At 60.0% G+C, this 26,044-nt stretch carries 20 protein-coding genes; 3 read left to right on the top strand and 17 right to left on the bottom strand.

All coding sequences use genetic code 11. The annotated features are described in order from the left end of the window. Window positions 1–110: 110 nt before the first annotated feature. From LF252_RS11625 to LF252_RS11635, 3 genes are all read left to right on the top strand, one after another. On the top strand, window positions 111–1,139 hold the full coding sequence (locus LF252_RS11625) for an AAA family ATPase (RefSeq protein WP_226269763.1): 1,029 nt from the start codon (window positions 111–113) through the stop codon (window positions 1,137–1,139). A gap of 120 nt (window positions 1,140–1,259) precedes the next feature. Beyond that, on the top strand, window positions 1,260–2,603 hold the full coding sequence (locus tag LF252_RS11630; RefSeq protein WP_226269764.1) for a DUF58 domain-containing protein: 1,344 nt from the start codon (window positions 1,260–1,262) through the stop codon (window positions 2,601–2,603). Between the two features lie 322 nt (window positions 2,604–2,925). Further along, window positions 2,926–5,031 carry a beta-N-acetylhexosaminidase gene (locus LF252_RS11635; protein WP_226269765.1) on the top strand — a complete coding sequence of 702 codons (2,106 nt, stop codon included), beginning with the start codon at window positions 2,926–2,928 and terminating at the stop codon, window positions 5,029–5,031. Window positions 5,032–5,220: 189 nt separating this feature from the next. On the opposite strand, the gene LF252_RS11640 is transcribed toward LF252_RS11635, so the two are convergent. The 17 genes from LF252_RS11640 to nrfD all read right to left on the bottom strand — a co-directional run bounded on the left by LF252_RS11640 (window position 5,221) and on the right by nrfD (window position 26,019). After that, on the bottom strand, window positions 5,221–9,045 hold the full coding sequence (locus LF252_RS11640) for a hypothetical protein (protein WP_226269766.1): 3,825 nt from the start codon (window positions 9,043–9,045) through the stop codon (window positions 5,221–5,223). Window positions 9,046–9,125: 80 nt separating this feature from the next. Continuing rightward, window positions 9,126–12,797: a sensor histidine kinase gene (locus tag LF252_RS23035; RefSeq protein ID WP_226269767.1), complete on the bottom strand. Its 3,672-nt coding sequence runs from the start codon at window positions 12,795–12,797 to the stop codon at window positions 9,126–9,128. Between the two features lie 170 nt (window positions 12,798–12,967). After that, window positions 12,968–13,351, bottom strand: a complete 384-nt coding sequence (locus LF252_RS11650) for a DUF983 domain-containing protein (protein ID WP_226269768.1) — start codon at window positions 13,349–13,351, stop codon at window positions 12,968–12,970. 3 nt (window positions 13,352–13,354) lie between these two features. Beyond that, entirely contained in the window at window positions 13,355–13,618 is a 264-nt protein-coding gene (locus LF252_RS11655) for a hypothetical protein (protein WP_226269769.1), read from the bottom strand. Window positions 13,619–13,705: 87 nt separating this feature from the next. Beyond that, on the bottom strand, window positions 13,706–14,257 hold the full coding sequence (locus tag LF252_RS11660) for a DUF420 domain-containing protein (protein WP_226269770.1): 552 nt from the start codon (window positions 14,255–14,257) through the stop codon (window positions 13,706–13,708). Further along, window positions 14,244–14,909, bottom strand: coding sequence for an SCO family protein (locus tag LF252_RS11665; protein ID WP_226269771.1), 666 nt, complete (start codon window positions 14,907–14,909; stop codon window positions 14,244–14,246). The genes LF252_RS11660 and LF252_RS11665 overlap by 14 nt, the downstream gene beginning before the upstream one ends. Window positions 14,910–14,916: 7 nt before the next feature. Next, window positions 14,917–15,246: a cytochrome C oxidase subunit IV family protein gene (locus LF252_RS11670; protein ID WP_226269772.1), complete on the bottom strand. Its 330-nt coding sequence runs from the start codon at window positions 15,244–15,246 to the stop codon at window positions 14,917–14,919. Between the two features lie 70 nt (window positions 15,247–15,316). Continuing rightward, entirely contained in the window at window positions 15,317–16,087 is a 771-nt protein-coding gene (locus tag LF252_RS11675) for a cytochrome c oxidase subunit 3 (RefSeq protein ID WP_226269773.1), read from the bottom strand. A gap of 22 nt (window positions 16,088–16,109) precedes the next feature. After that, window positions 16,110–16,697, bottom strand: a complete 588-nt coding sequence (locus LF252_RS11680; RefSeq protein WP_226269774.1) for a cytochrome c oxidase subunit 3 — start codon at window positions 16,695–16,697, stop codon at window positions 16,110–16,112. 111 nt (window positions 16,698–16,808) lie between these two features. Further along, a complete protein-coding gene (gene cyoE / locus LF252_RS11685) occupies window positions 16,809–17,660 on the bottom strand; it encodes a heme o synthase (protein ID WP_226269775.1) in 852 nt (283 codons plus the stop codon). A gap of 56 nt (window positions 17,661–17,716) precedes the next feature. Then, window positions 17,717–18,799, bottom strand: coding sequence for a COX15/CtaA family protein (locus LF252_RS11690; RefSeq protein WP_226269776.1), 1,083 nt, complete (start codon window positions 18,797–18,799; stop codon window positions 17,717–17,719). A gap of 150 nt (window positions 18,800–18,949) precedes the next feature. Then, complete coding sequence (locus LF252_RS11695; protein ID WP_226269777.1) at window positions 18,950–20,803, bottom strand: cytochrome c oxidase subunit I; 1,854 nt, start codon at window positions 20,801–20,803, stop codon at window positions 18,950–18,952. 24 nt (window positions 20,804–20,827) lie between these two features. Next, window positions 20,828–21,886, bottom strand: coding sequence for a cytochrome c oxidase subunit II (locus tag LF252_RS11700; RefSeq protein ID WP_226269778.1), 1,059 nt, complete (start codon window positions 21,884–21,886; stop codon window positions 20,828–20,830). A gap of 92 nt (window positions 21,887–21,978) precedes the next feature. Continuing rightward, window positions 21,979–23,292 carry a quinol:cytochrome C oxidoreductase gene (locus LF252_RS11705; protein WP_226269779.1) on the bottom strand — a complete coding sequence of 438 codons (1,314 nt, stop codon included), beginning with the start codon at window positions 23,290–23,292 and terminating at the stop codon, window positions 21,979–21,981. A 9-nt stretch (window positions 23,293–23,301) separates the two neighbouring features. Further along, a complete protein-coding gene (locus LF252_RS11710) occupies window positions 23,302–24,045 on the bottom strand; it encodes a c-type cytochrome (RefSeq protein WP_317197850.1) in 744 nt (247 codons plus the stop codon). Then, entirely contained in the window at window positions 24,045–24,569 is a 525-nt protein-coding gene (locus tag LF252_RS11715) for a DUF3341 domain-containing protein (protein WP_226269780.1), read from the bottom strand. The genes LF252_RS11710 and LF252_RS11715 overlap by 1 nt, the downstream gene beginning before the upstream one ends. After that, window positions 24,562–26,019, bottom strand: coding sequence for an NrfD/PsrC family molybdoenzyme membrane anchor subunit (gene nrfD / locus LF252_RS11720; RefSeq protein WP_226269781.1), 1,458 nt, complete (start codon window positions 26,017–26,019; stop codon window positions 24,562–24,564). The genes LF252_RS11715 and nrfD overlap by 8 nt, the downstream gene beginning before the upstream one ends. Window positions 26,020–26,044: the final 25 nt, after the last annotated feature.

The raw sequence follows: 26,044 nt of genomic DNA on the forward strand, positions 1-26,044 counted from the left end.
ATTCCAATAGAGCGTATTTTTATGTTTAAACGCCATTTTCAGATTCTATATACATTATTTTCAATGTAATTATCCTCATCCCCGCTTCGCACATTCCCCATCACTTTCTTATGGATTCCGCATTCGATTCTATCCCTGACGCAACGACCGGGCAACCAACTGCTTCTGCTGCGTCCTTCGCACCCCGCACCGATTTAAGCCACCTCAGCCGCCACGCCGATGCCATCCGGCAGGAGCTGAGCAAGGTGATTGTGGGCCAGCAGGCCCTGGCCGAGCTGCTGCTGGTGGCCCTGCTGGCCGACGGCCACGTGCTGCTGGAAGGCGTACCGGGCGTGGCCAAAACCCTCACGGCGAAACTGCTGGCCCGCACCCTGAGCGTGCCGTTCAGCCGCCTGCAGTTCACCCCCGACCTGATGCCCTCCGACGTGCTGGGCACCTCGGTATTCCGGCCCCAGCAGGGCGAATTTGAGTTTCGGCCCGGCCCCATTTTCGCCAGCGTGGTGCTGATTGATGAAATCAACCGGGCCCCGGCCAAAACGCAGTCGGCGCTGTTTGAGGTGATGGAGGAGCGGCAGATTACCCAGGACGGTACCCGCTACCCCATGCCCGCCCCCTTCGTGGTGCTGGCTACCCAGAACCCCGTGGAGCAGGAAGGCACCTACCGCCTGCCCGAAGCCCAGCTCGACCGGTTTCTGTTCAAGCTGAACGTGGGCTACCCATCGGTAGAGGAAGAAGTAGCCATTCTGCAGGGCCACCACGCCGGTTTCGGCGGCACGCCACTGGAGGCGGTGCGCGCCGTAGTATCAGCCGAGGACCTGCGGCAGCTGCGCGAGCAGGTGCGCCGCCAGCACGTGGAGCCCAAGCTGCTGGAATACATTGCCCGCCTTGTGGGCCAGACGCGCGCCCACAAGGGCCTGTACCTGGGTGCTTCGCCCCGGGCCTCGCTGGCGTTGCTCAACGGGGCCAAAGCCTTGGCCGCCCTGCGCGGCCGCGACTTCGTGACGCCCGAAGACGTGCAGTACCTGGCCCCCATGGTGCTGCGCCACCGCATTCAGCTCACGCCGGAGCGCGAAATGGAAGGCGGCGCCGCGGATGATGTGGTAAAGCAGATTCTGCAGCAGATTGAAGTGCCGCGGTAACAATTTTCGCGCAGGGTTACGCAGTGGAATACGCGGGGGCACGCAGTGGTTTGCCGCCGGAACGACACTGCAAAACCCTGCGCTTACCACGGCGAGACCCTGCGCGAAATCCACTACCTGATGAAATCCTTCTTCCTCACTTCCCGCTTTTTCCTGCTCGTTACGGCTCTGATTGCGGGGCTGGTAGTGGCGTTTTTTCTGCCGGGCTGGCTCACGCCGATGCTGCTGGCGCTGGGGCTGCTGCTGGGCCTTACGGTGGTGGATGCGGGGCTGCTGTACGCGGGCGGGGGCAGCCTGTTCGGGCGGCGGGTGATGGGCGACAAGCTGGCCAACGGCTCCGACAACGACATTGCCATCTACCTGGAAAACCAGTACCGCTTTCCGGTGCAGACCGAAACCATCGACGAGGTACCCCACCAGTTTCAGCGGCGCGACGTACTGTTCAAAACCAGCATCAAGCCCGGCGAAACCGGCATTATCCGCTACCAGCTGCGGCCCACCAAGCGCGGCGAGTACGAGTTTGGGGCGGTGAACGTGTACGTAGCCTCGCCGCTGGGGCTGGTGCGGCGGCGCTTCCGGTTCGACGACAGCCGGGTGGTACCCGTGTACCCGTCGTTTCTGCAGATGCGCCAGTACGAGCTGCTGGCCATTCATAACCGCCTCACCGAAGTGGGCGTGAAGCGCATCCGGCGGGTGGGCCAGAGCATGGAATTTGAGCAGATTCGCCCTTACGTAACCGGCGACGACCCGCGCAACATCAACTGGAAAGCCACCGCCCGCCGGGCCGGCACCCCGGGCGCTTCCGATACGCTGGTGGTAAACCACTACCAGGACGAGCGGGCCCAGCAGGTGTACTGCCTCATTGATAAAGGCCGGGTGATGCGCATGCCGTTTGAGGGCCTGAGCCTGCTGGATTACGCCATCAACGCCACGCTGGTGGTCAGCAACATTGCCCTGCTGAAGCACGATAAGGCCGGGTTGCTCACCTTCTCGCACCAGCCCGGGGCCATGCTGCCCGCCGACCGCCGCAGCGGCCACCTGCGCAAGCTTATCGAGGTGCTCTACCGCCAGAAAACCAAGTACCTCGAAACCGACTATGAGCGGCTCTACATTTCGGTACGCAGCCACATTCGCCAGCGCAGCCTGCTGATTCTGTTCACCAACTTCGAAACCCTGCACGGCATGCAGCGGCAGCTACCGTACCTGCGTCGCATGGCCAAGGACCATTTGCTGCTGGTGGTATTCTTCGAAAACACCGAGCTGCGCACTTTCCTGGAGGCTCCCACCGCTACTACCGAGGAAGTGTACAACCAGACGGTAGCCGAGAAATTTGCCCAGGAGAAGCGCCAGATTGTGCGGGAGCTGAACCGCTACGGTATCCACGCCCTGCTCACCGCCCCCCAGAACCTCACAGTCAACACCATCAATAAATACCTCGAGTTCAAAGCCCGCGGGCTGATTTAGTCGAAGAGCTACTAAGAATGGAACTGTCATTGCGAGCAGCGCGAAGCACCCGAAGGACAGCGTAGCTAATCCTTCCTTTTCAAAGCTCTTAGCTCTGACCTACTCAAAACCCCAACTCCTACCTATTCAAAAGCCCTTGTACCCACGCTGGTAGCAAGGGCTTTTCGTTTATCAAGGCTTGGTAGAGGGCTCAGGAAGGATTAGCTACGCTGTCCTTCGGGTGCTTCGCTTCGCTCGCAATGACGGGTCGTTTCTACGCCGTGCGACTTCTGGCCCGGGGCTTGCTACCTTCGCCGTATTGCCCGCTCTGCCTTTCCTGCCCATGCGTTACGTTTTGTTTCTGGTTGCCCTGCTCGCGGCGGCCCCGGCGTTTGCCCAACCCGCCCCGCCCGAAGCCCGGATGCTGCTGCCCGCCCCAACCCAGGCCAACTGGGGCCAGAGCCGGTTCACCGTGAAGCCCGACTTTACCTGGCAGGTATTCACGCCCGCGCAAACCGCCGCCACGCCGGCCGCCGATTCGGCGGTAGTGGAGGCCGTGGAGCGGCTGGTGCTGCCGGTGCTGCTGCCGGGCCGCCCCCGGACTAACCGGCGGCGGGCCTCGCCCCTCCCCACGGCGGCGCTGGTGCTGCAATACGGCCGCCCCGGCAGCCTGCTCACCGTGGGCGAGGACGAGTCGTACACGCTGCGCGTAACGCCCATGGGCGTGGCCCTGAATGCGCCTACTCACCTGGGCATTTTGCGCGGACTGGCTACGCTGCGGGAGCTGGCTCAGGCCGAGAAAAAGTCGGTTTCGTTGCCCGAGGTGGACGTGGTGGATGCGCCGCGCTTCCCGTGGCGGGGGCTGCTGATTGATGCGGCCCGCCACTTTATGCCCGTATCGGTAGTGAAGCGTAACCTCGACGGCATGTGGGCCACCAAGCTCAACGTGCTGCACTGGCACCTTTCCGACGACCAGGGCTTCCGGGTAGAAAGCAAGCTGTTTCCGCGCCTGCACCAGGTGGGCGGGCAGGGCCAGTACTACACCCAGCGGCAGATTCGGGAAATAGTGCGCTACGCCGGGCGGCGGGGCATTCGGGTGGTGCCCGAGCTGGACATGCCCGGCCACGCCACGGCCTGGCTGGCCGCCTACCCGCGCCTGGCCTCCAACGACTCCACCTACGGCGTGGCCCCGCGCTGGGGCGTGCTCAACATCGCCATGGACCCCACCCGCGAAACCACCTACAGCTTCATCGATTCGGTGCTGAGCGAGGTGACGCCATTGTTTCCCGACCCGTACTTCCACATTGGGGGCGACGAAAACGACGGGCGGCAGTGGCGGCGTAACCCGCGCATTGCAGCCTACATGAAGCAGCAGGGCTACGTAACAGAGAAGGGCCTGCCCGATAAGCACGCCCTCCAAACGGCCTTCAACCGGCGGGTGCTGGCGCTGGTGGAGAAGTACCAGAAGCACATGGTGGGCTGGGACGAAATTCTGGGGCCGGGCCTGCCGGCCAGCGCCGTTATTCAGAGCTGGCGCGGCAAGAAGGGACTCTACGACGCGGCCAAGGCCGGCCACCAGGCCATTCTGTCCAACGGCTACTACGTCGACCTGAACCTCACGGCCGCCTCCCACTACGCCCCAGACCCGCTACCCCAGGATGCGCCCCTCACGCCCGAGCAGCAAAAGCTGATTCTGGGTGGTGAGGCTACCATGTGGGCCGAGTTTGCCGATTCCGTTATCGTGGATTCCCGCATCTGGCCCCGCACGGCGGCCGTGGCCGAGCGCCTCTGGAGCCCCGCCCAGGTGCGCGACGTGGCCGATATGTACCGCCGCCTGGCCCTGCTCAGCCCCCAGCTGGAAACCCTGGGCCTGCAGCACCGCAAAGCCCCCAACCAACTGCTCCTGCAGCTTGCCGGCAGCCCCGCCGCCCTGCCGCCCCTGCGTACTCTGGCCCAGGTGCTGGAGCCGGTGAAAGAGTACAAGCGCCACTTCCAGGGCTTCAAGTACACCACCCAAACGCCCCTCAACCGCCTCGTGGATGCCGCCCCCGCCGAATCGGACGTGACCCGGGAGTTTGGCGCGGCGGTGGATAAGCTGCTGGCCTACAACGTGAGTACCCCCGCCGCCACCCGCTTCCGCGACGCCAGCACCAGGCAGCAGCTCACCAGCCTGCGGGAACAGCTGCAGCAGTGGCAGAATAACGACGCGCTGGTGCAGCCCATCTTGCATCAAAACCCGCTGCTGCAGGAGTACGCCCCGCTGTCCGTGAACCTGAAAACCGCCGCGGCCCTGGCCCTGGAGCGCCTCACCCTGCTCGAAAAGGGCCAGGCCCCCACGGCCGCCTGGCAAACCGCCGCCCTCAAGCAGCTGGATGCCCTGAAAGCTCCCGCCGGCCAAACGGAGCTGGCCGTCTTGCCCCACCTGCGCCGGTTAGTGGAGGCGAAATAGGTGCAGTCGAATAGACACGTCATTGCGAGGCAGAGCCGAAGCAATCCGTCCTTTCTGCAGCGCTGAACCTGACCTATTCAAAAGCCCCTGACGCCAGCACGGACGTCAGGGGCTCTCTGTTTATCAAGGATTGGTGCCCAGTGAAGGAAGGATTGCCGGCTCCGCCTCGCAATGACGTGCCTCGTCAATCTAGAATAGCACCGCTACCTGCATGCGGCCGGTGTGCACGGCATTGAGGCCGTTGGCTTTGCGGCCGTCATAGGCCAGCGTGACGTTGAGGCCGTTGCTGAGGCGCTGCTCCAGGTTCAGGTTCCAGGTAAAGTTGCTGCCGGGGCGCAGGGCGTTCAGAATTTCCAGGCCGACGAGGCTGGTTTGATTGCCCTGGAAGCCCACTCGCACAAAGCGCGTGGTGGCCGACAGCGTGCGTTTGCCTACCTGGCTGACCCGGGTTTCCAGCCCCACATCATCAAACGTACCGTTGGTGTCGCCATCGGGGCCGGCGGTGTTTTGCTTGGTGGTGCGCAGGTAGCTGGTGGTCAGGCGCAGCACCTGGTTGGGCTGGTAGCTGAGCTCCGGGGCCAGCTCGTACTGCAGCACCCGGAAGTTGCGGTTACTATTCGGAATAGTAGACAGGTTTTCGCGGATGTTGCGCGCCACGGTGAAGCGGGCCGTGAACGTCTGGGCCAGGGTGCGGCGCAGCAACACGCTCTGGGTAGCCAGGTTGCGCGTATCGGAGCCCTGGGTCAGCAGTACCTTTTGCTGGGTTTGCTGCACCGTGAATTCGGCTCCGAAGATGGGGTTGGAGCGGTTGAAGTAGAGCGTATTGCGCAGCAGTTTGTTCAGGCTCAACAGCAAGGAGTCAGCCGTTTGGAAGGCAAACGGGTTCAGGCGCGACGACAACGAATTATCGGTGCTGCGGCGGTCCAGCGTGACGGTGGTGAGGGTGGAGAACCGCCCGGCCAAACCCCGCCAACCCGGCTGCTCGCGCCAGCTGCGCGGGGCGGTGGTGGTGAGGCGGTAGCTGAAGCGGTTGGAGTAAGCTGGTACGTACACATCGGTGGGCAGAAACAGCTTGATGTAGGTGCGGTACTGGGCATCGGGCGTCTGGGCCTCGAAGAACTCGTTGCGCTCCTGCTGCCCGTTCCGGTTCAGGTCGTCCCAGTAGTGCGTACCCTGTCCGGCGGGCACACTCAGAAACGTGTAGTCGCGGCGGGCTTCGCGGCCGGTGGCCACGGCGTAGCTCAACTCCGAGCGAAACACGTTCTGCAGAAAGCTGGCGTTGTAATCGAGCTTACCCAGCACCGTGCGCTGCCGGGCCGAGTCGCGCACGGCCAGGTCCCGGTAGGTGGCCAGGATGTTCAGGTCCTGGTTCGGGCTGATGCGGGAGGCCAGGGTGCCCTGCCAGGTCTGGGCCCGGCCCCGCTCGCGCAAAGCGGTTTGCTCGGGGTTGGGTGTCTGGTCGCGGCGGTAGCTGTAGTCCAGCCGGAAGCGGGTGCGGGCCGAGTCGCGGCTCTGCACGAACAGGGCGTGCTCGTCGTAGTAGTTGGCTGAGGTGAGCGAGTCGCCGGCGGCCTTGGCCACCCGGTTTTTATCGAAGCGGTACACGTAGCCCGGCACCACCGGTCCGGCCACGTAGCGGGCCGCCGCCTCGCCCCTGGCCCACCGGGATTCGCGCCGGCCAGCCTCCGAGTTCAGTAGAAACAGGTTGCCCCGCAGCTGCACCGGGCCCAGCTGCCGGGCCACATCCAGCCAGTGCTGCACCCCGTTTACCTCCCCGGCCCGGTAGCGCCGGCTCAGGCGGTACCCAATGGCGTTGTCGGCATCCTTCACCAGGCCCACGGCGGCGTTCAGAATATTCTCTTCCCGGGGCCGCTGGTTGTTGGTGATGAGCGTGTTGGTGGTGCTCCAGTTGCGGTCAAACTCAATGTCCCGGTACCGGTCAATGGGCGCAAACTGGTGGCTGGTGTACTCATAATCGAGGGCGCTGCGCAGCTTGTAGCCCGAAAGGCCCGGCAGGCGCACCGGTCGGTCCTGCACGGCGTAGCCCACCCGCATGGCCCGCCCCTGCGCCGATTCGGGCGAAAACCGGTTCAAATCCAGGTCAGAAGCGGCCAAATCCACGAATAGCGTAGCCGTGGAATCAACCTGGTAGCTGGTGCCCACGGTTAGCAGCTGCTTCTGCAGGGGCGTGGGCAGCAGGCGCAGGGGGGCGTAGTCGCCGCGGCCCTCGCCCACAAACTCGTACACCCGCCCGTTGGCCGTGCCGTTGGTGGTGCTGATGTGGTAGTTGCCCTGGCCCGCGCCCACGTTGGTAAACCGCACCAGGTACGCACCCTGCAGCGTATCGAGCAGCGGAAATACAAACACCGGCACCCGCTGGCCCGTCACGGGGTCCAGCTGCGTCACCCGGCTGTATTGGAGTTGCGTACGGTCGTACTTCACTGAGTCGGCACCGGGCAGGCGGGCCAGGCTTTCATTGCCACGCAGGCGGCGCAGACGGGCTTTGGTGGAGTCGTCGAGGGTGAGGTTGGGCGAGTTGTCGGGGTTGTCGGCTTCGCGGTAGAAGTTGGCGTGCACCTGCAGGCGGCCCAGCTGCTGGTAGTGGCTGGCCTGCAGCAGGGAGCGGGTGTAATTGAAGTCGGAGTACTCGAAATCGACCTTGATGCGGGAGTTGCGGGTAATCAGGTGGCGGGGCGAAAACGTCAGCTCGGCCTGGTTGTAGTCGATAACGTAGTCGAAATCGAAGCCCCGCACCATCAGCCGCCCATCCAGGTACACCCTTTCTGAGTTAGCCAGGATGATGATGAACTGCTCGCCGTTGGGCCCGCGCAGGCGGTACGGGCCCTGCACGTTTTCCAGCGGGGCAATATCCAGGCTGGCAAACTTGCCCTTGGCTACGCCCGCCGCCACCGAGGTAGTGGCAAACGCCTCCCCCGTTTTGGTGAACAGCAGCGGCCCATTGCGCCGCCCGGTGCGCGTGGTGACGGTCTGGCTCAGCCCATTCGGCCCTACCCCGTTGGGCGTGGCGCTGGCCGGCGCGGCGGCCGTGCCGTTCTGCACCTGCCCCGAGCCGGCCGGCACCGGCACCGTGGGCGGAGCGGTTACAAAAGTGCCCGTGCTGGTGCCCGCCGCATTGGGGTACTGAAACAGCTGCGGCGTGGTAGCGCCCGGCCCAATGCCCCCGCCGAACCCGCCCACCGGCAGTTGCCCGAAGTTGGTTTCCAGCGCCCCACCCTGAATGTTCTTGTAATAGCGCAAAAAGTAATCGGGCTTGTTGCGCAGCACCACGTCGCCGGCCGTCAGGTTCCAGCGCGGGTGCGTTAGGGTGATATAAATCCGGTCGAACTCCTGCAGCTGCTGGGTGTTGCCCTCGGGCTGGAAGGGCACGTTCTGGTCGCTGATGGCGGCCGTGAGGTTGATCTGGTCGGTGAGCTTGCCCTCCAGCTGCAGGTTCAGGGAAGAATTCACAAACACGTTCTGGGCGTTGCCAAACGACACGCCCCGCGACAGATTCCCGGTTTTGTTGATGCCCGGCGTGCTCAGAATCTGCTCCTTCACGGCAAAATCCTCCGCCCCAAACGTGGGCCGCCGGAAAAAATCCAGGCTGTCCATCAGCCGGCGGGGCCGCAGGTACCGCGCCGCCGAGAGCTGCAGCGGCAGCACCCGGTAGCACACCAGCACCGAATCGGGCCCGCCGGGCAGCACCACGTCGGGGCGGCCGGGCTCGGGGCTGGGTATCCGCCGGCCCGGCAGCACCAGCCGGTACCGGTCCAGCCGCGCATCGTAGCCCACCGAGCGGCCCTCCACGCTCACCGACGAGGGCACAATGGTCAGCGTATCACGCAGGCTGAATTCGGTGGTATCCCGCCCCGGCAGCAGCCGCACCCACGCGCAGCGTCGGGTACTGGGCGGCGCATCGGGTCGCTGCTGGGCCTTCGCCCCGCCAATTAGCAGCCAGAAAAACGCCAGCAGCCCCCAAATGCGCAGGAAAGAAGGCGTAGAGCTGCGGGTCATCCAGTAAAATTACGATGCAAAGACGCTGGGCCCGCTATAACGCCGGAAGCACCGCTTTTGGTTTACCTCACGGGGTGCAGTTAGCCTGCCAGCGGCAGCTCAATGAAGAACCGGGTGCCCTGGCCTTCCTCGGTTTCGAACCAGATGTGGCCGCCGGCGCTTTCGATGCCGCGGCGGGCTACGGCCAAGCCAATGCCGGAGCCTTTCTCCTTAGTGGTGAAGTTGGGTACGAATACCTTACTCTGCACGTCCTCCGGAATACCGGTGCCGTTATCCTGAATCCCGATGCGCACCCGGTCGGAGCCCACGGCTTCAAGAGTAGCGGTTATTTCGGCGGTGCGGTCGGCGGGCACGGCCTGCAGGGCGTTGATGAGCAGGTTGTTGAAGGTGCGCACCAGCAGACTTTCGTCGGCAAATACCACGTAGCGGCCGGTTTCGGCATCGGCGGGCAGCAGCAACTCAATGCGGCCCCCGTTGGCTCCGCCCTGGTGCAGGCCCACGCAACGGCGCAGAATGGGGGCTACGTCGAGGCGCTCGGGGCGCATGGCGGGCAGGTTGGTGAAGTTGCTGAACGAGGTGGCAATGTCCGTGAGCACGTCAATCTGGGTGATGAGCGTCTGCGACACTTTGTTCATCAGCTCATCCAGGTTGGGGCGCTGGTCCTGGATAGCGCGCTGCAGAAACTGCAGGCTCAGCTTCATTGGCGTGAGCGGGTTCTTGATTTCGTGGGCCACCTGCCGGGCCATTTCGCGCCAGGCGGCCTCTTTTTCCTGGGTGGCCAGCTCCTGCTTGCTTTCCTCCAGCTTCAGCAGCATGTGGTTGTACTCGCGCACCAGCAGCCCAATCTCGTCCTCCGATTCGTAGGCCAACATTTCGTTCTGACCGGTGAGGGTGGTCTGCTTGAGCTTCTCGGTAATGAGCTTGAGCGGCTCGGTGAGGATGCGCGACGCCACAAATGCCAGCACCAGAAACAGGATGAACATCAAGGTAAAGACGTTCAGAATAGTACTCAGCAGTTCGGTAAGCTTGTTGTCGAGGTCTTTTTCGGAGTCGAAGAACGGAATGCCCACGTAGCCCACCACCGGCCCCGGCCGGCCCTGGCGCACGGCACTGGTCCGCAGCGGCAGGTAGAGCGTGTTGAACGACAACGAGCCGGCCCGCTCCGTGAGCAGCACCCGGGGCTGCCCATCCTCGGCCAGCGCCGCCACCGCCTGTGGGTTCATGAGGGTGCTCAGGATGTTGGCCTCGAAGATGAGCGGCTGACTGCTCACCAGCAGCTCGCCGCGCGCGTCGTACAGATTCAGGTCCGTTTCGGTGAGGGCTGCCACGTTTTCGGCCAGCTCCACCAAGTCGGCGCGGTTGGCCGATTCGCCGAGCAGGGCCCGGTTCTGCAGCAGGTTTTCCTGCACGGCCTGGCCCCGGCGCTGGTAGGTGCGGCGCAGGTCCCGCTTATAGGAGCTGGTTACCTGACTGGCCACGGCCACGCTCACCACAATCAAAGGCACCAGCACCCCAAAGTTCAGGAACAGCTGAATCTTGGTACTGAAGTTGGTGCGCAACAGGGTGCGATAGCGCCCCTGCACCAGCAGCACCGCCGCCATCAGCAGCAGGCAGCAGAAACTGTAGAGCAGGAACAGGAAGGAGAAATTCGCTAGCCAGTCAGAGAAGGAGTAAGTGGCCGTGGTTACCACCACCATCCGCCCCGATTTATCGGTACTGCGCACGGCCAGGTGGTGAAAACCGTCCAGGGCCAAGCCCGTGCGGTAAAGCCGGGCATCCCGAAACAGGCTGGCCGGCAGCCGGTTCACGTAGTCAAAATCCCCTTCGCTGTACACCAGCTGGCCATTCTCGTAGCCGGCGTAGCTAAGCTCGGTACCCAGGCGGGGCTGAAAGAATTTCTGGTCGATGAGCAGCTCGGGCACTACGCTATTGGTGGTGAGCTTTTTCAGGGCCAGTTCCAGCACAATGGTGCTGGAGCCATCCGCCGCCTCCGGTGCGGGCACCGAAATAAACGCCACGTAGCGCCGCGAGCTGAAGGCCGTGCCATTGTCGCGTACTAGGAAGATGTTGGGGTGGTCGGTGGGCCGGGCGTTGCGCAGCAGAAACTCCCGCGTGGTGCCCAGAGAGCCTCCAATGGCTACCCCCCGGCCTTCGGGGTTGAACAGCATCACCCGTACCTCATACTTGTCAAAGTAGTTGCGCAGGTAAAACTTCACCACCTTCTGCCGAATCAAATCCAGGTTCACGAAGGGGCTGGCTAGCATAGTTCGCAGCACGGGGTCTTTCGCCATTTCCTCCCCGCGTTCCACCAGCAAGTACTCGCCCTGCAGGTCGTTGTCGGTAAGGAGGTTACCGGCCAGGTTTTGCTTGTTGAGTTGCAGCTGCCGGTTGAAGTGCTCGTACAGGGCCAGCGCCCCCACCGCCGAGCTGATGCCTAGCATCAGGAAGATAAATAGGTACACTTGATACGGCAGCACCGCCCCGGCCGATTTCAGCCCGGTCAGCCGCAGCACCAGAAAGAACAGCAGCGTAATACCCAGCAGCGTGGCGTGTACCTGGTTCAGCAGCAGCCCCATCAACAGAAACACCACCCCGCTCAATAGCAGTAGCAGGATACCTACCCGCCGGGTACTCACCCGAACGATGTGGCTGAACACCTGCGCCAGCATGTAAAAGCCAATCAGGAAGCTCCCGGTGTGCAGCACAATGGCCAGGCCCAGCACCAGCTTAAAGGGGCTTACCTGAATATCCTGGGTGATGTCCAGAATAATCTGGGAGTTGCTGAAGCTGCTGGTGTAAAAGTCGAATAGCAGTTCCAGCAGCCCGTAGAAAGATAAAACCGCCGCCGCGCCCAGCAGCAGCCGGCGGCGCACGGCGTGCTCCCGCTGTACCAGCCGCAGCAGGCCGTAGCGCCGAAACAACAGCAGGGCATACCAGGCAATGACGGCCAGCAGCAGGGCATTCAGCAGTAAATCCCCTAACGAAGGCGACAACCAAGAAGCCGCGTACACCCGGGGGTCGAACAGGCGCACTTCCAGGAAAGAAAACGGCAGGCCCAGCACCAGAATCAGCAGCCGGAACAAAACCAGCGGCACCAGCACCAACGCCACGCCGCGCAGGGTCTGGCCTTGGGCAAACTGTCGGCGCGCCAGCACTACCCAACCGCCTATGTAGGCCACCACGCCCAGCAGCAGCAGCAGCAGCGGCAGGTATTTGCCCGTAATGGGGTCGGCCTGCAGGCTGGCTATGGAAAACAGGTAGTTGCCTTCATTGGACACCAGCCGGGGCAAACCGGTGCCTTGCCCTGACTTCTCTACTACCAGCCGAACATTCTGCCCCTGGAAGATACCCTGGCCATTACCATCGCGCAGGTACCGGTTGCTGATGCCGTAGGTGATTTCCAGCGGAATGTACGTGAGCACCACGTACGGCTCCTCCACGTGGCGCAGCACCAGAAACTTCCCGAAGCGGGTTTCCAGCAGCCGCTCGTGGTAGCGCTGCAAGGCCTGCTCCACATCGGGCCGCACCGTGTGGTCGGACCAGTACACGGGCTGTTCACCCCGGAAGATAAACGTGGGGTAGGTAGTGTGGCTGGTGAGGCTGCGGAAGCTCACGCGGCCCGTGGCCAGCCGTTGCAGCAAATCCGTCGACTCCCGCTCCCCGGTTAACTCGGCCTCCATCAACGCATCCTGCAGTCGCGTGGCCGAGGCCTGCAATACCAGCTCCGGATTCTGGCTGTAACGGTTGCTCACGTACGCGCCAGCAAAGCACAATAGCGCCAGCAACAATAGCCAAACCGGAAGTAAACGCAGAAATTTCAACAGGAAAACGGCTGGTGAGCCCGAGATACTACAACCTTGATACCAAACAAAAATGCCGCCCGAAGGCGGCATTTCCTAACGCAAAGCTAGTAGCCAGCAAATCAGCGCCGTGCGGCCCGGCGGGCATCATAGCGCACCCCGCCAAATAAATACAGCATAAGAGTGCGGGAGTAGCGCAGGCTCAGGGGCGTCAGTATCAGAGCCACCACGGCCACCGCCGTAATGTACACCCACGTATCAGGGTCGTTCAGCAGGTAGTACACCGCAAAGCCCACCACCAGCATAATGGCCGTGGAGAAGGCGAAGCTGATGTACATAGCTCCCCAGTAGAAGCCCGGCTCCGGCTCGTAAGCCTGCCCGCACACCGGGCAGGCTTCGGGCATTTCGGTGAAATGCGCCAGGTTAAGAGCCGAGTGCGTAAACAGTGGCCCCTGGTGGCACCGGGGGCAACGTTGCTGCAAAATGCTGACGACCGTAGAATCCATTGATTAGGCGTGGGCGGCTTTTTTCTTCTGCTGCTGGCTGTGCCGGTACCAGAAGAAGCCCACCGTACCAATGAGTACGTACGGAATGGTCATCAGGTACAGAATCCCCTTGTTCAGGCCCGTAGTATCGTAGCCGTCTTTTTCCTGACGGGAGGCCTCCACCTGGGTTTTGCACATGGTGCACTGGGCCTGGGTGCTCAGCGGCAGCACGCTCAGCAGCAGGGCCACCACCAGCGTGAACAACCCGGCATTTATTACTTTTTTCATGACGTTTCTGGCAGAAAGTGTACGGCTATAACCCTCAGCCAGCCCCGCAGGTTCGCGGAACGAAGCCTCGGAAATTACCTCCGCTGATTAGGTGTAGTACGGTGCAATCATGAAGTACACAATCACCCCGGTTACCGATACGTACAGCCAGATGGGGTACGTCCAGCGAGCAATGCGGCGGTGCTTGGCAAATTGCTCAGTGAGGGCAAAGTACAGCGTAAACAGCACCAACCCCACCGTAATAGCGGCCAGCAGAATGTGCGTGAGCAGGATGAAGTAGTACACGCCCCGAATCAGCCCCTCCCCGCCAAACTTAGTGCTAGGCACCTGCGAGTGGTATGCCACGTACGACACCAGAAACAACGAGCCCAGCAGAAACGCCAGCCCCATCATGGCCCGGTGCGCGGCCACGTTGCCCCGGCGGATAAACGTGTAGCCGATTACCAGAAACACAGCCGTGAGCGAGTTGAGCACGGCATTCACGGCCGGTAGCATCTTCACGTCCAGCCCCGGAATTACGAATACGCCGGGAAAGAAGTACAGAATGGCTACGGCCACCGGAATGATGGCCCCCAAGGCCACTGCTAGCACTTTGAATTTGGTGGAGCCGGCCGAGGCTGCGGGATCAGGGGTGTTCATAGGTGTAAAGCAGAACTTGAATTTCGGTGATGAGGCGGTTTACATCTTTCTCATCGGTACCCTCGTAGCGGCCACGTACCTGGCCGTTGCGGTCCACCAGAAACACCGTCTGGCTATGCACCAGACCGGGGCCACTGCCAGTAGGGACCGGCAGCCGGAATTCCTGCGTGGCCACCCGCTGTAAAGCCGCGGCGTCGCCCGTCAGGAAAAACCATTTACCAGCAATGGCCCCGTATTGTTCAGCATACCGGGCCAACGTGGCCGCCGAATCGGTGGCGGGGTCCACGGTGAAGGAGGCTAGCCGTACCCGTGGGTTGTTGCGAAACTTCTCCTGTACCCGCACCAGTTGGCTGTTCATACGGGGGCAGGCACCGGGGCACGTCGAGAAGAAGAAGCTGGCTACGTACAGGCCCTTGCCGCGCAGTTCCTTTTCCGTCACTTCCCGCCCCGATTGGGACGTTAACCGAAAATCACCGATCTGGTGAAAAACAGTATCGCGCTGCCACTTTCCGGCCGCCAGCGTAGAGTCTACACGGTCGGGCAGGAAAGTTGGCAGCGCGTAACGGTTGGTACCAAAGCTTTTCAGAAACAGAAAGGCCAGTACCGGAACCAGCAGAATCAGGCCCAACACCAGAATTTGTTGGGGCCGCATCCTGAGGTTAGAAAATGGCCTTGTGAATGGCGTTGCCTTCCGTAATCAGGGCTACCAGCAGCCACACCAGCAGAGCCATCGGAATCATGATGGACCAGATCAGGCCTTTCGTCTCGTCCTTCAAGTGCATGAAGTTCGCCACGATGAAGAAGGCTTTGAAGATGGTGAGGATAATGAAGATGGAGTTGCGGAATGTGCTAGCCGGCATCAAGAAGGCAATAGCAAATTCCAGGGCCGTAATGGCCGAGATAATCCAGAAGGTCTTCCAGATCCAGCCCGTGTTCGGCTGCGGAATTTCACCCGGCTGGGTGGAGTGGTGCGGCGCGTGGTGAGCCATATCGCAAGGAGTTAGAAGTTGGGAGAAAAAGAAGATGCCTCCGCCAGGGGCACAGGCATCCGGGGCGGCATTACACCAGGTAGAAGAAGGTGAATACAAATACCCACACCAGGTCTACAAAGTGCCAGTACAGACCAATCTTCTCTACCATCTCGTAGTGGCCGCGCTTCTCGAAGGTGCCGTTGGTGGTGGCAATAAATGCCCACACCAGCAGGCATACGCCCGAGAAAACGTGCGTGCCGTGGAAACCGGTGATGAAGAAGAACAGGTCGGCGAACAGCACGGGACCGTACTGGTTCATGGCCAGGTTAGCGCCGTGGAATACGGTGCCGTCGTTCATAACGGTACCGGCGTCGGTGCCGCCGATGAAGTGAGTCCACTCCCACGCCTGCGAGCCCAGGAAGGTAGCTCCGAACAGGATAGTCCACAGCAGCCATTTCTGCACGTCCTTCTTGTCGAAGCGGTGGCCGGCTTCAACGGCCAATACCATCGTTACCGACGAGAAAATAAGGATCATGGTCATCAAGGCCACGAACGCCAGCGGCAGGTCAACCCCGTGCAGGCCGGGGAAGGCGTTGAACACCTTTTCCGGGATGGGCCAGTAGTTGGTGGAGAACTTGAAGGCTTCGGGCGTGCCTTCGTAGGCCATGTGGCGGTGACGAATCAGGCCGTAGGTGGTCAGGAACGCGGCGAACGTAAAGGCGTCCGACAACAGGAAGAACCACATCATCAGCTTGCCGTAGCTCGCGTTGAAGGGCTCGTTCCCGCCGTCCCAGGTGCCGGTACGCGGCTTATCCAGGGCGGAATCAGAAATGGCCTGCGTCGTGGAAATGGTGGACATAGCGTGCGGGGTTGACGAAATTCTAGTGGTTCAAAAGTAGGAACAAATACAGGTACAACCAAAGCGCGCCGAGGAAGTGCCAGTAGATGGTGACGTTACCGATGGAAAGCATTTGCTTGGAATGCACCTGATACTGAAAGCTTTTACGCAGAACTATCAGCAAAAAGATGAGGCCGGTAATCAGGTGAAAACCGTGTACACCGGTTAATACATACAGAAATGAGCCGGAAGGGTTGGCATCTACGCCCGCAAAAAAGATGCGCTGGTCTACCAACTGGTTCCACATCAGCCACTGACCTACCAGAAATACCACGCCCAGGCCCAGCGTAGCCAGCAGCGCCGTACGCACCTGACCTAGCTCATTTTTACGGGCCGCCAGCCACGCCCACTGCATGGTGCCGGAGCTGAGGGCAATGATGATGGTGGTGATGAGGAAACCAGCCGGCAAGTCAAATTCCAGCCAGTTGCCCTCGTTGCGGCGCACGATGTAGGCGCTGGTGTAGGCCGCAAAAATCATGAAGATGCTGACCATCATCAACATCAGCAGGAACCGGGCGGGGTGCATACCCGTCGACGGCTGTTTGGTATTCAGGGCTTCAGAAGGATGCATATCGTGTTGAGAAGTGAGAAATGAGACATGGGAAGTGAGCCAGATTGAAAACATGCAGAAGCGGGCTTTTGTCTCACTTCTCATGCCTCATTTATCACTTCCGGCCACTTGTCAGATTTTATCCAGCACCAGGGCAATCTGCACGATGGGCAGGTACAGGAACGAGCCGAACATAATGCTCATCGCCGCTTTCTTGCTCACGGTGCGCATCAGGTAAAACGTCTGCATCAGGAACAACACACCGCACACGGCCGCTACCATCGGGTACACGGTGCCCGTCATGCGGAAGTAGAACGGCAGCAGGCTCAGCGGAATCAGGACCAGCGTATAGGTCATAATCTGGAAAGCCGTGCGCAGGTCCTTTTTGCCGGGGGTAGGCAGCATTTTGAAGCCGGCCTTCTTGTAGTCGTCGTCCAGCACCCAGGCAATGGCCCAGAAGTGCGGAAACTGCCACATAAACTGAATCCCGAACAGAATCCACCCTTCAATGCCCAGATACCCCGTAGCGGCCACCCAGCCAATCAGCGGCGGCAACCCGCCCGGAATGGCCCCCACCGCCACGCAAATGGGCGAAATGGTTTTCAGCGGCGTGTACACAAACCCGTATAGAATCAGCGAAACCAGCGACAGGGCCGCCGCCAGGGGGTTGAAGAAGTACGTGAGCAGCCCCAGGCCCAGTACGCCCAGCACTACCACAAACACCCACGCCTCCCGGGCGCTGATGATGCCCAGCGGCAGCGGGCGCTTGGCGGTGCGCTTCATCTGCCGGTCCAGGTCAATTTCGAAAATCTGGTTGATGGTGTTGGCTGAACCGGTTACGGCCAACCCGCCCAGCATCACCAGCAGTGCCTTGCCCCAGTCCAGCTCGTGGGCACCCAGCAGGTAGCCGATGGCACTGGAAAAGGCCACGGTGAGAGCCAGCCGGAATTTTAGTAACTGGAAAAAAGCCCTAGCCTTGCTCATCAACTACCGGTAAACAGGTTGCGCGGCGAAAAAGTCCGCCAAACGGGGCCGCAAAGTTACGCAACAACGGCCGGAGTAGCCACCTGCCGCCGCAACTTAGTGGCCCGATGGTAGGCCACCACAGCCAGAAACTGCGCGCCGAACAGCAACGTGGCCAGCGTGAGGTGCACGGGCTGCACGGCCGCCGGAAACGAGAAGTACGCTAGCACCACCCCGGCCAGTATCTCCCCTCCTATCAGCGCCAAAATAGCCGTAGCCAGCCAGTGCAGCCGCCGTGAAGGCAAAGTGTAGAGCCGGTATGCCAAATACACATTCAGCAGCAGCAACACTGCCGATAACGTGCGGTGAAAACGGAAGGCTCCGCCCAGTTGCTCTACCCAACCGGCCCGGTTCAGGTAGTTGGCCGCGGCGGCAATCAAATCAATCTGCTCCCGCACCTGCGTACCCAGCACAATCTGCCCGAAAGTGAGCAACACAGCACTCCACAGCACCAGCGTTAGCCCCGGCAACGCCCGAACCGGCTCTACTTCCGCCTCCGTGTCGCGCTGCGACCGGTCAACGGCGTACAGCAGCATGGCTACAATCAGCAGTGCCAGCCCCATGTGAATGGTTACCATGATGGGCAGCAGGTTCGTCGACACTACCAGGGAGCCCAGCCAGCCCTGCACGCCCGTGAGCAAAAAGGAGCCAAAGGCCAGCCAGAACACTACCGGGTCGCGGCGCCAGTACGGCAGGGCAAATACCACCGTCCCGAACACGAATACGCCAATCAGGGCCCCTACCAGCCGGTTCACGTACTCAATCCAGGTTTTCACCGGGTTGAAGTCGGTTTCGATGTACTGCGTGGGGTGGGCGAAAATGTCGCCGGCTACCTGGTGGAAGCCCATGCGTTCCAGCCGCGCCGCCAGCTTCTGGTTTTTCGCCACGCGCTGGGCCGTGTAGATTTCCTTATAGTTGGCAGGCAACTGGCTGATGTGCGTGGGCGGCACCCAACTACCAAAGCATTTGGGCCAATCGGGGCAGCCCATGCCGGAGCCGGTGCTCCGTACAATGCCCCCTACCAGAATCAGTACGTACACGGCCACTACCGTCAGGATTCCCCAAAACCGAAAGCGGCGCACAAAAGAAGGTGTTGCCATAAGTAACGTTGGCCTGAAACAGGCGGCTGGGCCGCCAGAAACAAAAAGGGAAACCACGCCCGGCGCTGCCGAACCGGTTTCCCCTAGTAAACAAAAACGGGCCGCCGTTGATACAGCGGCCCGTTTTCAAAAGGCTAGTGCGCGGGGCACTTATTCCATTTCCTTCTCGTACGGCAGGTTCGACGACTGCGTCTGCGAGTAGGGTACGTGCTGCGGAATGAAGTCCTCGGCAGCGCCCGGCTTGCTGTAGTCGTAGGGCCAGCGGTGTACGGCGGGGATTTCGCCGGGCCAGTTGCCGTGGCCAAGTTCTACCGGCGTCGTCCACTCCAGCGTCGTCGAGTTCCAGGGGTTCTCAGTGGCGCGACGGCCACGGAAGATGCTGTAGAAGAAGTTGAAGATGAAGATGAACTGACCAATGAAGGCCACGATAGCTGCTACCGAGATGAACTTGTTCAGGTCAGCAAACTGGCTGAAGGTGTCAAAGCCCGTCCAAGCGTAGTAACGACGGGGGAAACCGGCAATACCCACGTAGTGCATCGGCAGGAACACCAGGTACACCCCGATGAACGTCAGCCAGAAGTGGATGTAGCCCAGTTTCTCGTCCATCATGCGGCCGAACATCTTGGGGAACCAGTGGTACACACCAGCCCACAGGCCGAAGAAGGCCGACGAGCCCATTACCAAGTGGAAGTGAGCCACCACGAAGTAGGTGTTGTGCATCTGGATGTCCAGCGCAGCGTTACCGAGTACGATACCCGTCAGACCACCGGCAATGAACAGCGACACGAAGCCGATGGAGAACAGCATGGCCGTAGTGAAGCGGATGTTACCGCGCCACAGAGTAGCCAGCCAGTTGAACGTTTTTACGGCCGAGGGTACGGCAATGATCAGCGTCAGGAACATGAACACCGAACCCAGGAAGGGGTTCATGCCGGTTACGAACATGTGGTGAGCCCACACGATGAAGGACAGCAGCGAGATGCCCAGCAGCGAGCCAATCATAGCGCGGTAGCCGAAGATAGGCTTACGGGCGTTGGTGGCCAGAATTTCCGATACCATGCCCATGGCAGGCATGATTACGATGTACACCTCGGGGTGACCCAGGAACCAGAACAGGTGCTGGAACAGGATGGGCGAACCACCGGTGTTCGACAGTGCTTTACCAGCAATGTAAATGTCCGACAGGAAGAACGAAGTACCGAACGAACGGTCAAAGATCAGCAGCAGTGCAGCCGAGAACAGTACGGGGAACGAAAGCAGACCCAGGATAGCCGTCAGGAAGAACGCCCAGATAGTCAGGGGCAGCTTGCTCATGCTCATGCCCTGGGTACGCAGGTTGATTACCGTTGTGATGTAGTTCACACCACCCAGCAACTGCGACACAATAAATAGTGCCATCGATACCAGCCACAGCGTTTGGCCCATACCCGAGCCCGAAATGGCCTGGGGCAGCGCCGACAGCGGCGGGTAGATTGTCCAGCCAGCAGCAGCCGGACCGGTTTCAATGAACAGTGAGGTGAACATTACTACGCTCGACAGGAAGAAGAACCAGTACGAGAGCATGTTCATGAAGCCCGAAGCCATGTCGCGGGCCCCAATTTGCAGCGGAATCAGGAAGTTCGAGAATGTACCCGACAAGCCCGCCGTAAGCACGAAGAATACCATGATGGTACCGTGCATCGTCACCAGTGCGAGGTAGAATTCAGGGTTCAGTTTGCCCCCTTCAATCCACTTGCCCAGCAGCGGCTGCAGCCATTCCAGCGTAGCCTCGGGCCAGCCCAACTGTAAGCGAAACAAGCTCGACAGCGTACCACCGATGATAGCCCAGAAGATACCCGTAATCAGGAACTGCTTGGCAATAACCTTGTGGTCAGTGCTGAAGACGTACTTCTGCAGGAAATTCTGCTCGTGGTGCTCGTCGTGGTGCAGGTGCTCATCGTGCGAAATGCCTGGCTCGGTTGCCCCGATGCCGCCTTGCACTTGAGTAGGAAAGTTAGCAGCCATAAGTGAAGCGTGCAGTTAAATAGTTTAGAGCGAAGCTTTGGCAGCGGCAGGAACTACAGCAGCAGCTTCCTTCATAACCGGCTTTTCCGATTTCTGTTTGAAGCTAGCCAGAACGTCAGGGTTTTGCTCCGAGAACGACTTCTGCGCAGCGAACCAATTCACGTAATCCTCCGGATCATCTACCACAATGTTCAGCTTCATGGCGAAGTGACCCCGGCCGCAGATTTGGTTGCAGGCCAGCTCGTAGTTGAACTTGGGGTTGCCCAGCTGGGCGCGCATTTCGTCAGTCGTCTTGGTCGGGGTGAACCAGAACTTGGTGGGCATACCGGGTACAGCATACATCTGCACGCGGAAGTGAGGCATATACACGGCATGCAGTACGTCGCGCGAGCGAATCTTCAGCAGCACCGGGTGGCCTTTGGGAACGTGGATTTCGGGAGCAACGAAGTCGTCCAGACCGCTCTGGTCGCTGAGGTCAAAGCCGAACTCGTTGGTAGCGTCAATCAGACGGTAGTTCACGAGGCCCAGTTTCTGGTCGCGGCCAGGGTAGCGAACAAGCCAGTTAAACTGCTTACCCATTACTTCCAATACGATGGCATCTTTCGGGGCGGGACCGGTGATACGGGTCCACTCTTTCCAGCCAGCGAATACCAGACCAGCCATTACGATGGCCGGAATCAGCGTCCAGATAACCTCGATTTTGTTATTGTGGGGGAAGAAGAAGGCCCGACGGCCTTCTTTGTGCTGGTACTTGTAGGAGTATACAAACAGCAGCACCTGAGTCAGCGTGAACACGATGCCCAGAATTACCATCGTGGTCCAGAACATCCGCTCGGTGGCATGGCCGTGCACGGAAGCAATGGGCGGGTTCATCTTGTCGTAGTTATCAACGAACGACCACGCAAAGGCGGCGCCCCCCACTACGAGGAAGATGATGCACAGAATGGCATTAACACGGTTGCTGACGCCAACTTCGCGGGTTGAGCTGCCCGAAAAAATAGAGGTCAGAATCTGGAGGCGGAACAGCAGGCCAAACACGACCAGCAGCAACACCAGCACCAGAAGAATACCAAGAGTAGTCATTTGGAAAAAAGTTAGAAGCTAGGAGCCAGGAGTCAGGAGCCAGGTGGAGAGTTTTCTCACTCCCAGCTCCCAACGCCTAGCTTCTTTCAGATTTAGGTGGTGTGGTGGACGCTTTCATCCAGGAAGGGATGGTGAACCGGCACCAGCGAAGCCTGCGACAGACGCTTGGTCATCAGGGTGAGGAAGGCCCCCAGGAATACCAGAGCTACGCCAATCTCAATAATAAACCCATTATTCGCCTGCATCGTTCCGGGCATGATAGCCAAGTAGAAGTCAAACCAGTGACCAACCAGAATGGCGATGCTGACAATTTTCAGCATGATCATCTGACGCTTAGCGTCGCGGGTCATCAGCACTAGGAAGGGGAAGGCGAAGTTGATGAACAGGTTGAAGAAGAACAGCCACGTGTACTGGCCATCGAAGCCGCCCAGACGCTGGTTGAAGTACACCGATTCCTCGGGGAGGTTAGCGTACCAAATCAGCATGAACTGCGAGAACCACACATAGGTCCAGAAGATACTGAAGCCGAACATGAACTTACCCAGGTCATGCAGGTGGCCTTCTTTTACCCAACGCAGGTAGCCAGCTTGCTTCAGCAGAATGGTGCACAGCGTAATGGCCGCAATGCCCGATACCCACCACGAAGCGAAGATGTACCAGCCGAACATGGTCGAGAACCAGTGGGTGTCAATCGACATTACCCAGTCCCAGGCAGCAATCGGCGACGATACGGCGAAGATTACCAGGAACAGCGCGGCTACGTTGATGCTCTTGTGGAAGTACTCGGTGCCGCCGTTCAGGTCCTCGGCCAGCGACAGGTCGCGCAGACGTTTGGTGAAGAAGGCCCACAGACCAAGGAAAATCACCATGCGGGCAATGTAGAAGGGCATGTTCAGGAAGCCCGACTTACCAGCAATGATGGCATCGTAGTTTTCGGACTTGGGGTCCATGATGCCGGGGAGCGTCCAGTGGAAAATATCGTGGTTGATCAGGCCAACGCCGAAAACCACAATCATGATAACCAGACCGGGAATGAGCCAGGCGCTGAGAGCTTCAGCAACCCGCTTTACCAGTACCGACCAGCCAGCGTAGGCTACGTACTGAATGGCCAGGAATACCGTACCAATAGCCGAAACCCCGGTAAAGAATACGTTGTTGTGCCACAGGCTCACAATCAGGCGCTTGAGCCACGGAGCACTGCCGTGATGCTCAGCACCGCCGTGGGCGGCACCGTGCGCGGCGGCAGCACCTTCGTGGTGGGCACCCACGCCCATCATCGACAGGACGATGCCGAGTACGAGCAGGGCTACGCCTGCCACCATAATCAGCGTGAAGTTTTTACGGGCGCTCGGCGAAACCTCCAGGTATTCAGCCGTAACGCTTTCGTGATGCGTCAGAGTTGCCATAGGGGTTCGTTAGATAGACGTTCCGTTGTTTGCTTTATCCCCCTGACCAGGCGTGGCGGACGCTTTATCCGAACCAGCCTTGGTGGGGTTTTCCTTCATCTGACCGGTGGTCATGGTCGAGTCGGCAGTGGGCACATTGGCATTAGCGCCACCGGCTTTCACCATATCGGCTAGCCCGTCGGGGCCTTTGCCCAGTTGCAGGGCACGCACGTACATGGCAATCTTCCAGCGTTCCTCGGGGTTCACCTGCGAGCCGTGCGGCATCATGCGGTTCCTGCCCCACTGAATCACGTGGTAGATGTGACCATCGTTCATCGTTTTATAGGCACCGGCCGAGTAGTTCGGCACGCCTTTGAACTTCACTCCTACCGGGCCCTGACCGTCGCCCTGCTCACCGTGACAGTGTTGGCAGTTGCGCGAATACAGCACCTTGCCTTCTTCCAGATTCTCCTTGGTGTAGGGGAACGGGTTGCGCAAAGTGGTTTCGGCCGTGGCCACATCGTCTTTGCCGATGTGGGTATAGTAGTTCATTTTACCACGGGGCACGGTTCCGACAGCCGGGGTGCGCTCATTAATGCCCATCGGGTTTACCGTGTTGGCATTAATCTGGCGCAGCGGGTCGTACGGAATCGATTCGTACATCTCCGGAGCATACTCCAGGCCGGGGTCATCGGCGCGGTTGCAGGCGGTGGTGAACACCGATGCCAGCAGAACCGCCGACGCTTGCAGAGTTAGTTTCAGCGAATGCGTCATTAGAACTTAGACATTTCTTTTTGGTTCACCTCCGAAGCACCGTTGTCACGCAGCAGCTGAGTCAGCTTGGTCATGTCGGTGTTTTCGTTCACTTCGATGGCCACCACGAATTTATCGTCGGTGGAGCGCACGTCCAGTACCGGAGTTTTCCAGCGGGGATACAGTTTGCTGATGGTGTAGAAGGTGATTACCATGCCATGACAGCAGAAGAATACCGTCAGCTCGAAGGATACCGGGATGAAGGAGGGCAGCGCAATGTGGGGCTTACCACCAATGATCATTGGCCAGTCGAAGCCCAGCGTGTAAATCTGCAGCCACAGTGCGAAGCACAGGCCGGTAAGGCCGTAGAAGAACGCGGCAATGGGCAGACGAGAGCGTTCGATGCCGAGGGCATCGTCCATGCCGTGAATCGGGAACGGCGTGAAAACTTCGTAGATCTTAACGCCCGCCTCGCGGACGTTTTCAACGGCGTGCAGCAGCACGTCTTCGTCATCGAAGACACCGAGGGCGAAGCGCTTAGTCATGCTTATCGTAGTTTACAGAGGCCGAGGCGGGAACTCCGTGAGTGGTGGCAGGCTGATGAGCGTGGTGGTGCGGGTCGTGGCCGGTATAGGTCGGGCCGTTGTCCACCGTGTATTTCAGTACCGATTTCACTTCCGCCATGTTGATAACGGGGAAGAACTTAGCAAACAGCAGGAACAGGGTGAAGAACAGGCCCAGCGTACCTACATAGATGCCGATGTCTATCCAGCTCGGCGAGAACATAGCCCAGCTCGAAGGCAGGTAGTCGCGGTGCAGCGAGGTTACGATAATTACGAAACGCTCGAACCACATACCGATATTCACGATGATAGAGAGGATGAACGTAAGCGGGATGCTGTAACGCACCCGACGAATCCACACCAGCTGCGGGGTGATTACGTTGCAGGTCATCATCGACCAGTAAGCCCACCAGTAAGGACCGGTAGCGCGGTTGATGAAGGCGTATTGCTCAAACTCAACCTGCGAGTACCAGGCAATGAAGAACTCGGTGATGTATGCTACCCCTACAATCGAGCCCGTAATCATCATGATTTTGTTCATGAGGGCAATGTGCTCGATGGTAATGTAGTCTTCCAGCTTGAATACCACGCGGGTGATGAGCATCAGCGTGAGTACCATGGCGAAGCCCGAGAAGATAGCACCAGCTACGAAATAGGGCGGGAAGATAGTGGTGTGCCAGCCCGGTACTACCGAGGTTGCAAAGTCCATCGATACGATGGTGTGCACCGACAGTACCAGCGGGGTCGAAACACCAGCCAGAATCAGCGAAACCGTTTCGTAGCGGCTCCAATGTTTGGCCGAGCCTTTCCAGCCCATGCTCAGCAGCGAGTAAGCGTGGCGGGCAATAGGACCTTTCGCACGGTCACGGATGGTAGCGAAGTCGGGCACCAGACCCGTGTACCAGAACACCAGCGACACGGTGAAGTAGGTTGAAATTGCAAACACGTCCCACAACAGCGGCGAGTTGAAGTTTACCCACAACGAGCCGAAGGTATTCTGCAGCGGGAATACCCAGTAAGCCAGCCACGGACGGCCCATGTGCAGAACCGGGAACATGGCGGCGCAGATTACGGCAAAGATGGTCATTGCCTCAGCTGCGCGGTTAATGGAAGTCCGCCACTTCTGACGGAACAGCAGAAGAACGGCTGAAATCAGGGTGCCGGCGTGGCCGATACCTACCCACCACACGAAGTTGGTGATGTCCCAGGCCCAGCCGACAGTTTTGTTCAGACCCCATTCGCCGATACCGTACCACAGGGTCCGGTACACGGAGTAGAAGAAGACACCGAGAAAGATCAGGGCCACGGTCAGGGCCGCCATCCACCGGACGTTCGGGGCGGCTTCTACCTGGCGCGCCACGTCCTGGGTGACGTCGTGGTACGTTTTCCCCCCGGTAACGAGCGGCTCCCGTACAGGCGATACGTGCTGCATAGTTGTTTGGACTTAAAGGAGTAGA

Origin of the sequence: Hymenobacter pini, assembly GCF_020421205.1 — a bacterium.
Taxonomy (GTDB): domain Bacteria; phylum Bacteroidota; class Bacteroidia; order Cytophagales; family Hymenobacteraceae; genus Hymenobacter; species Hymenobacter pini.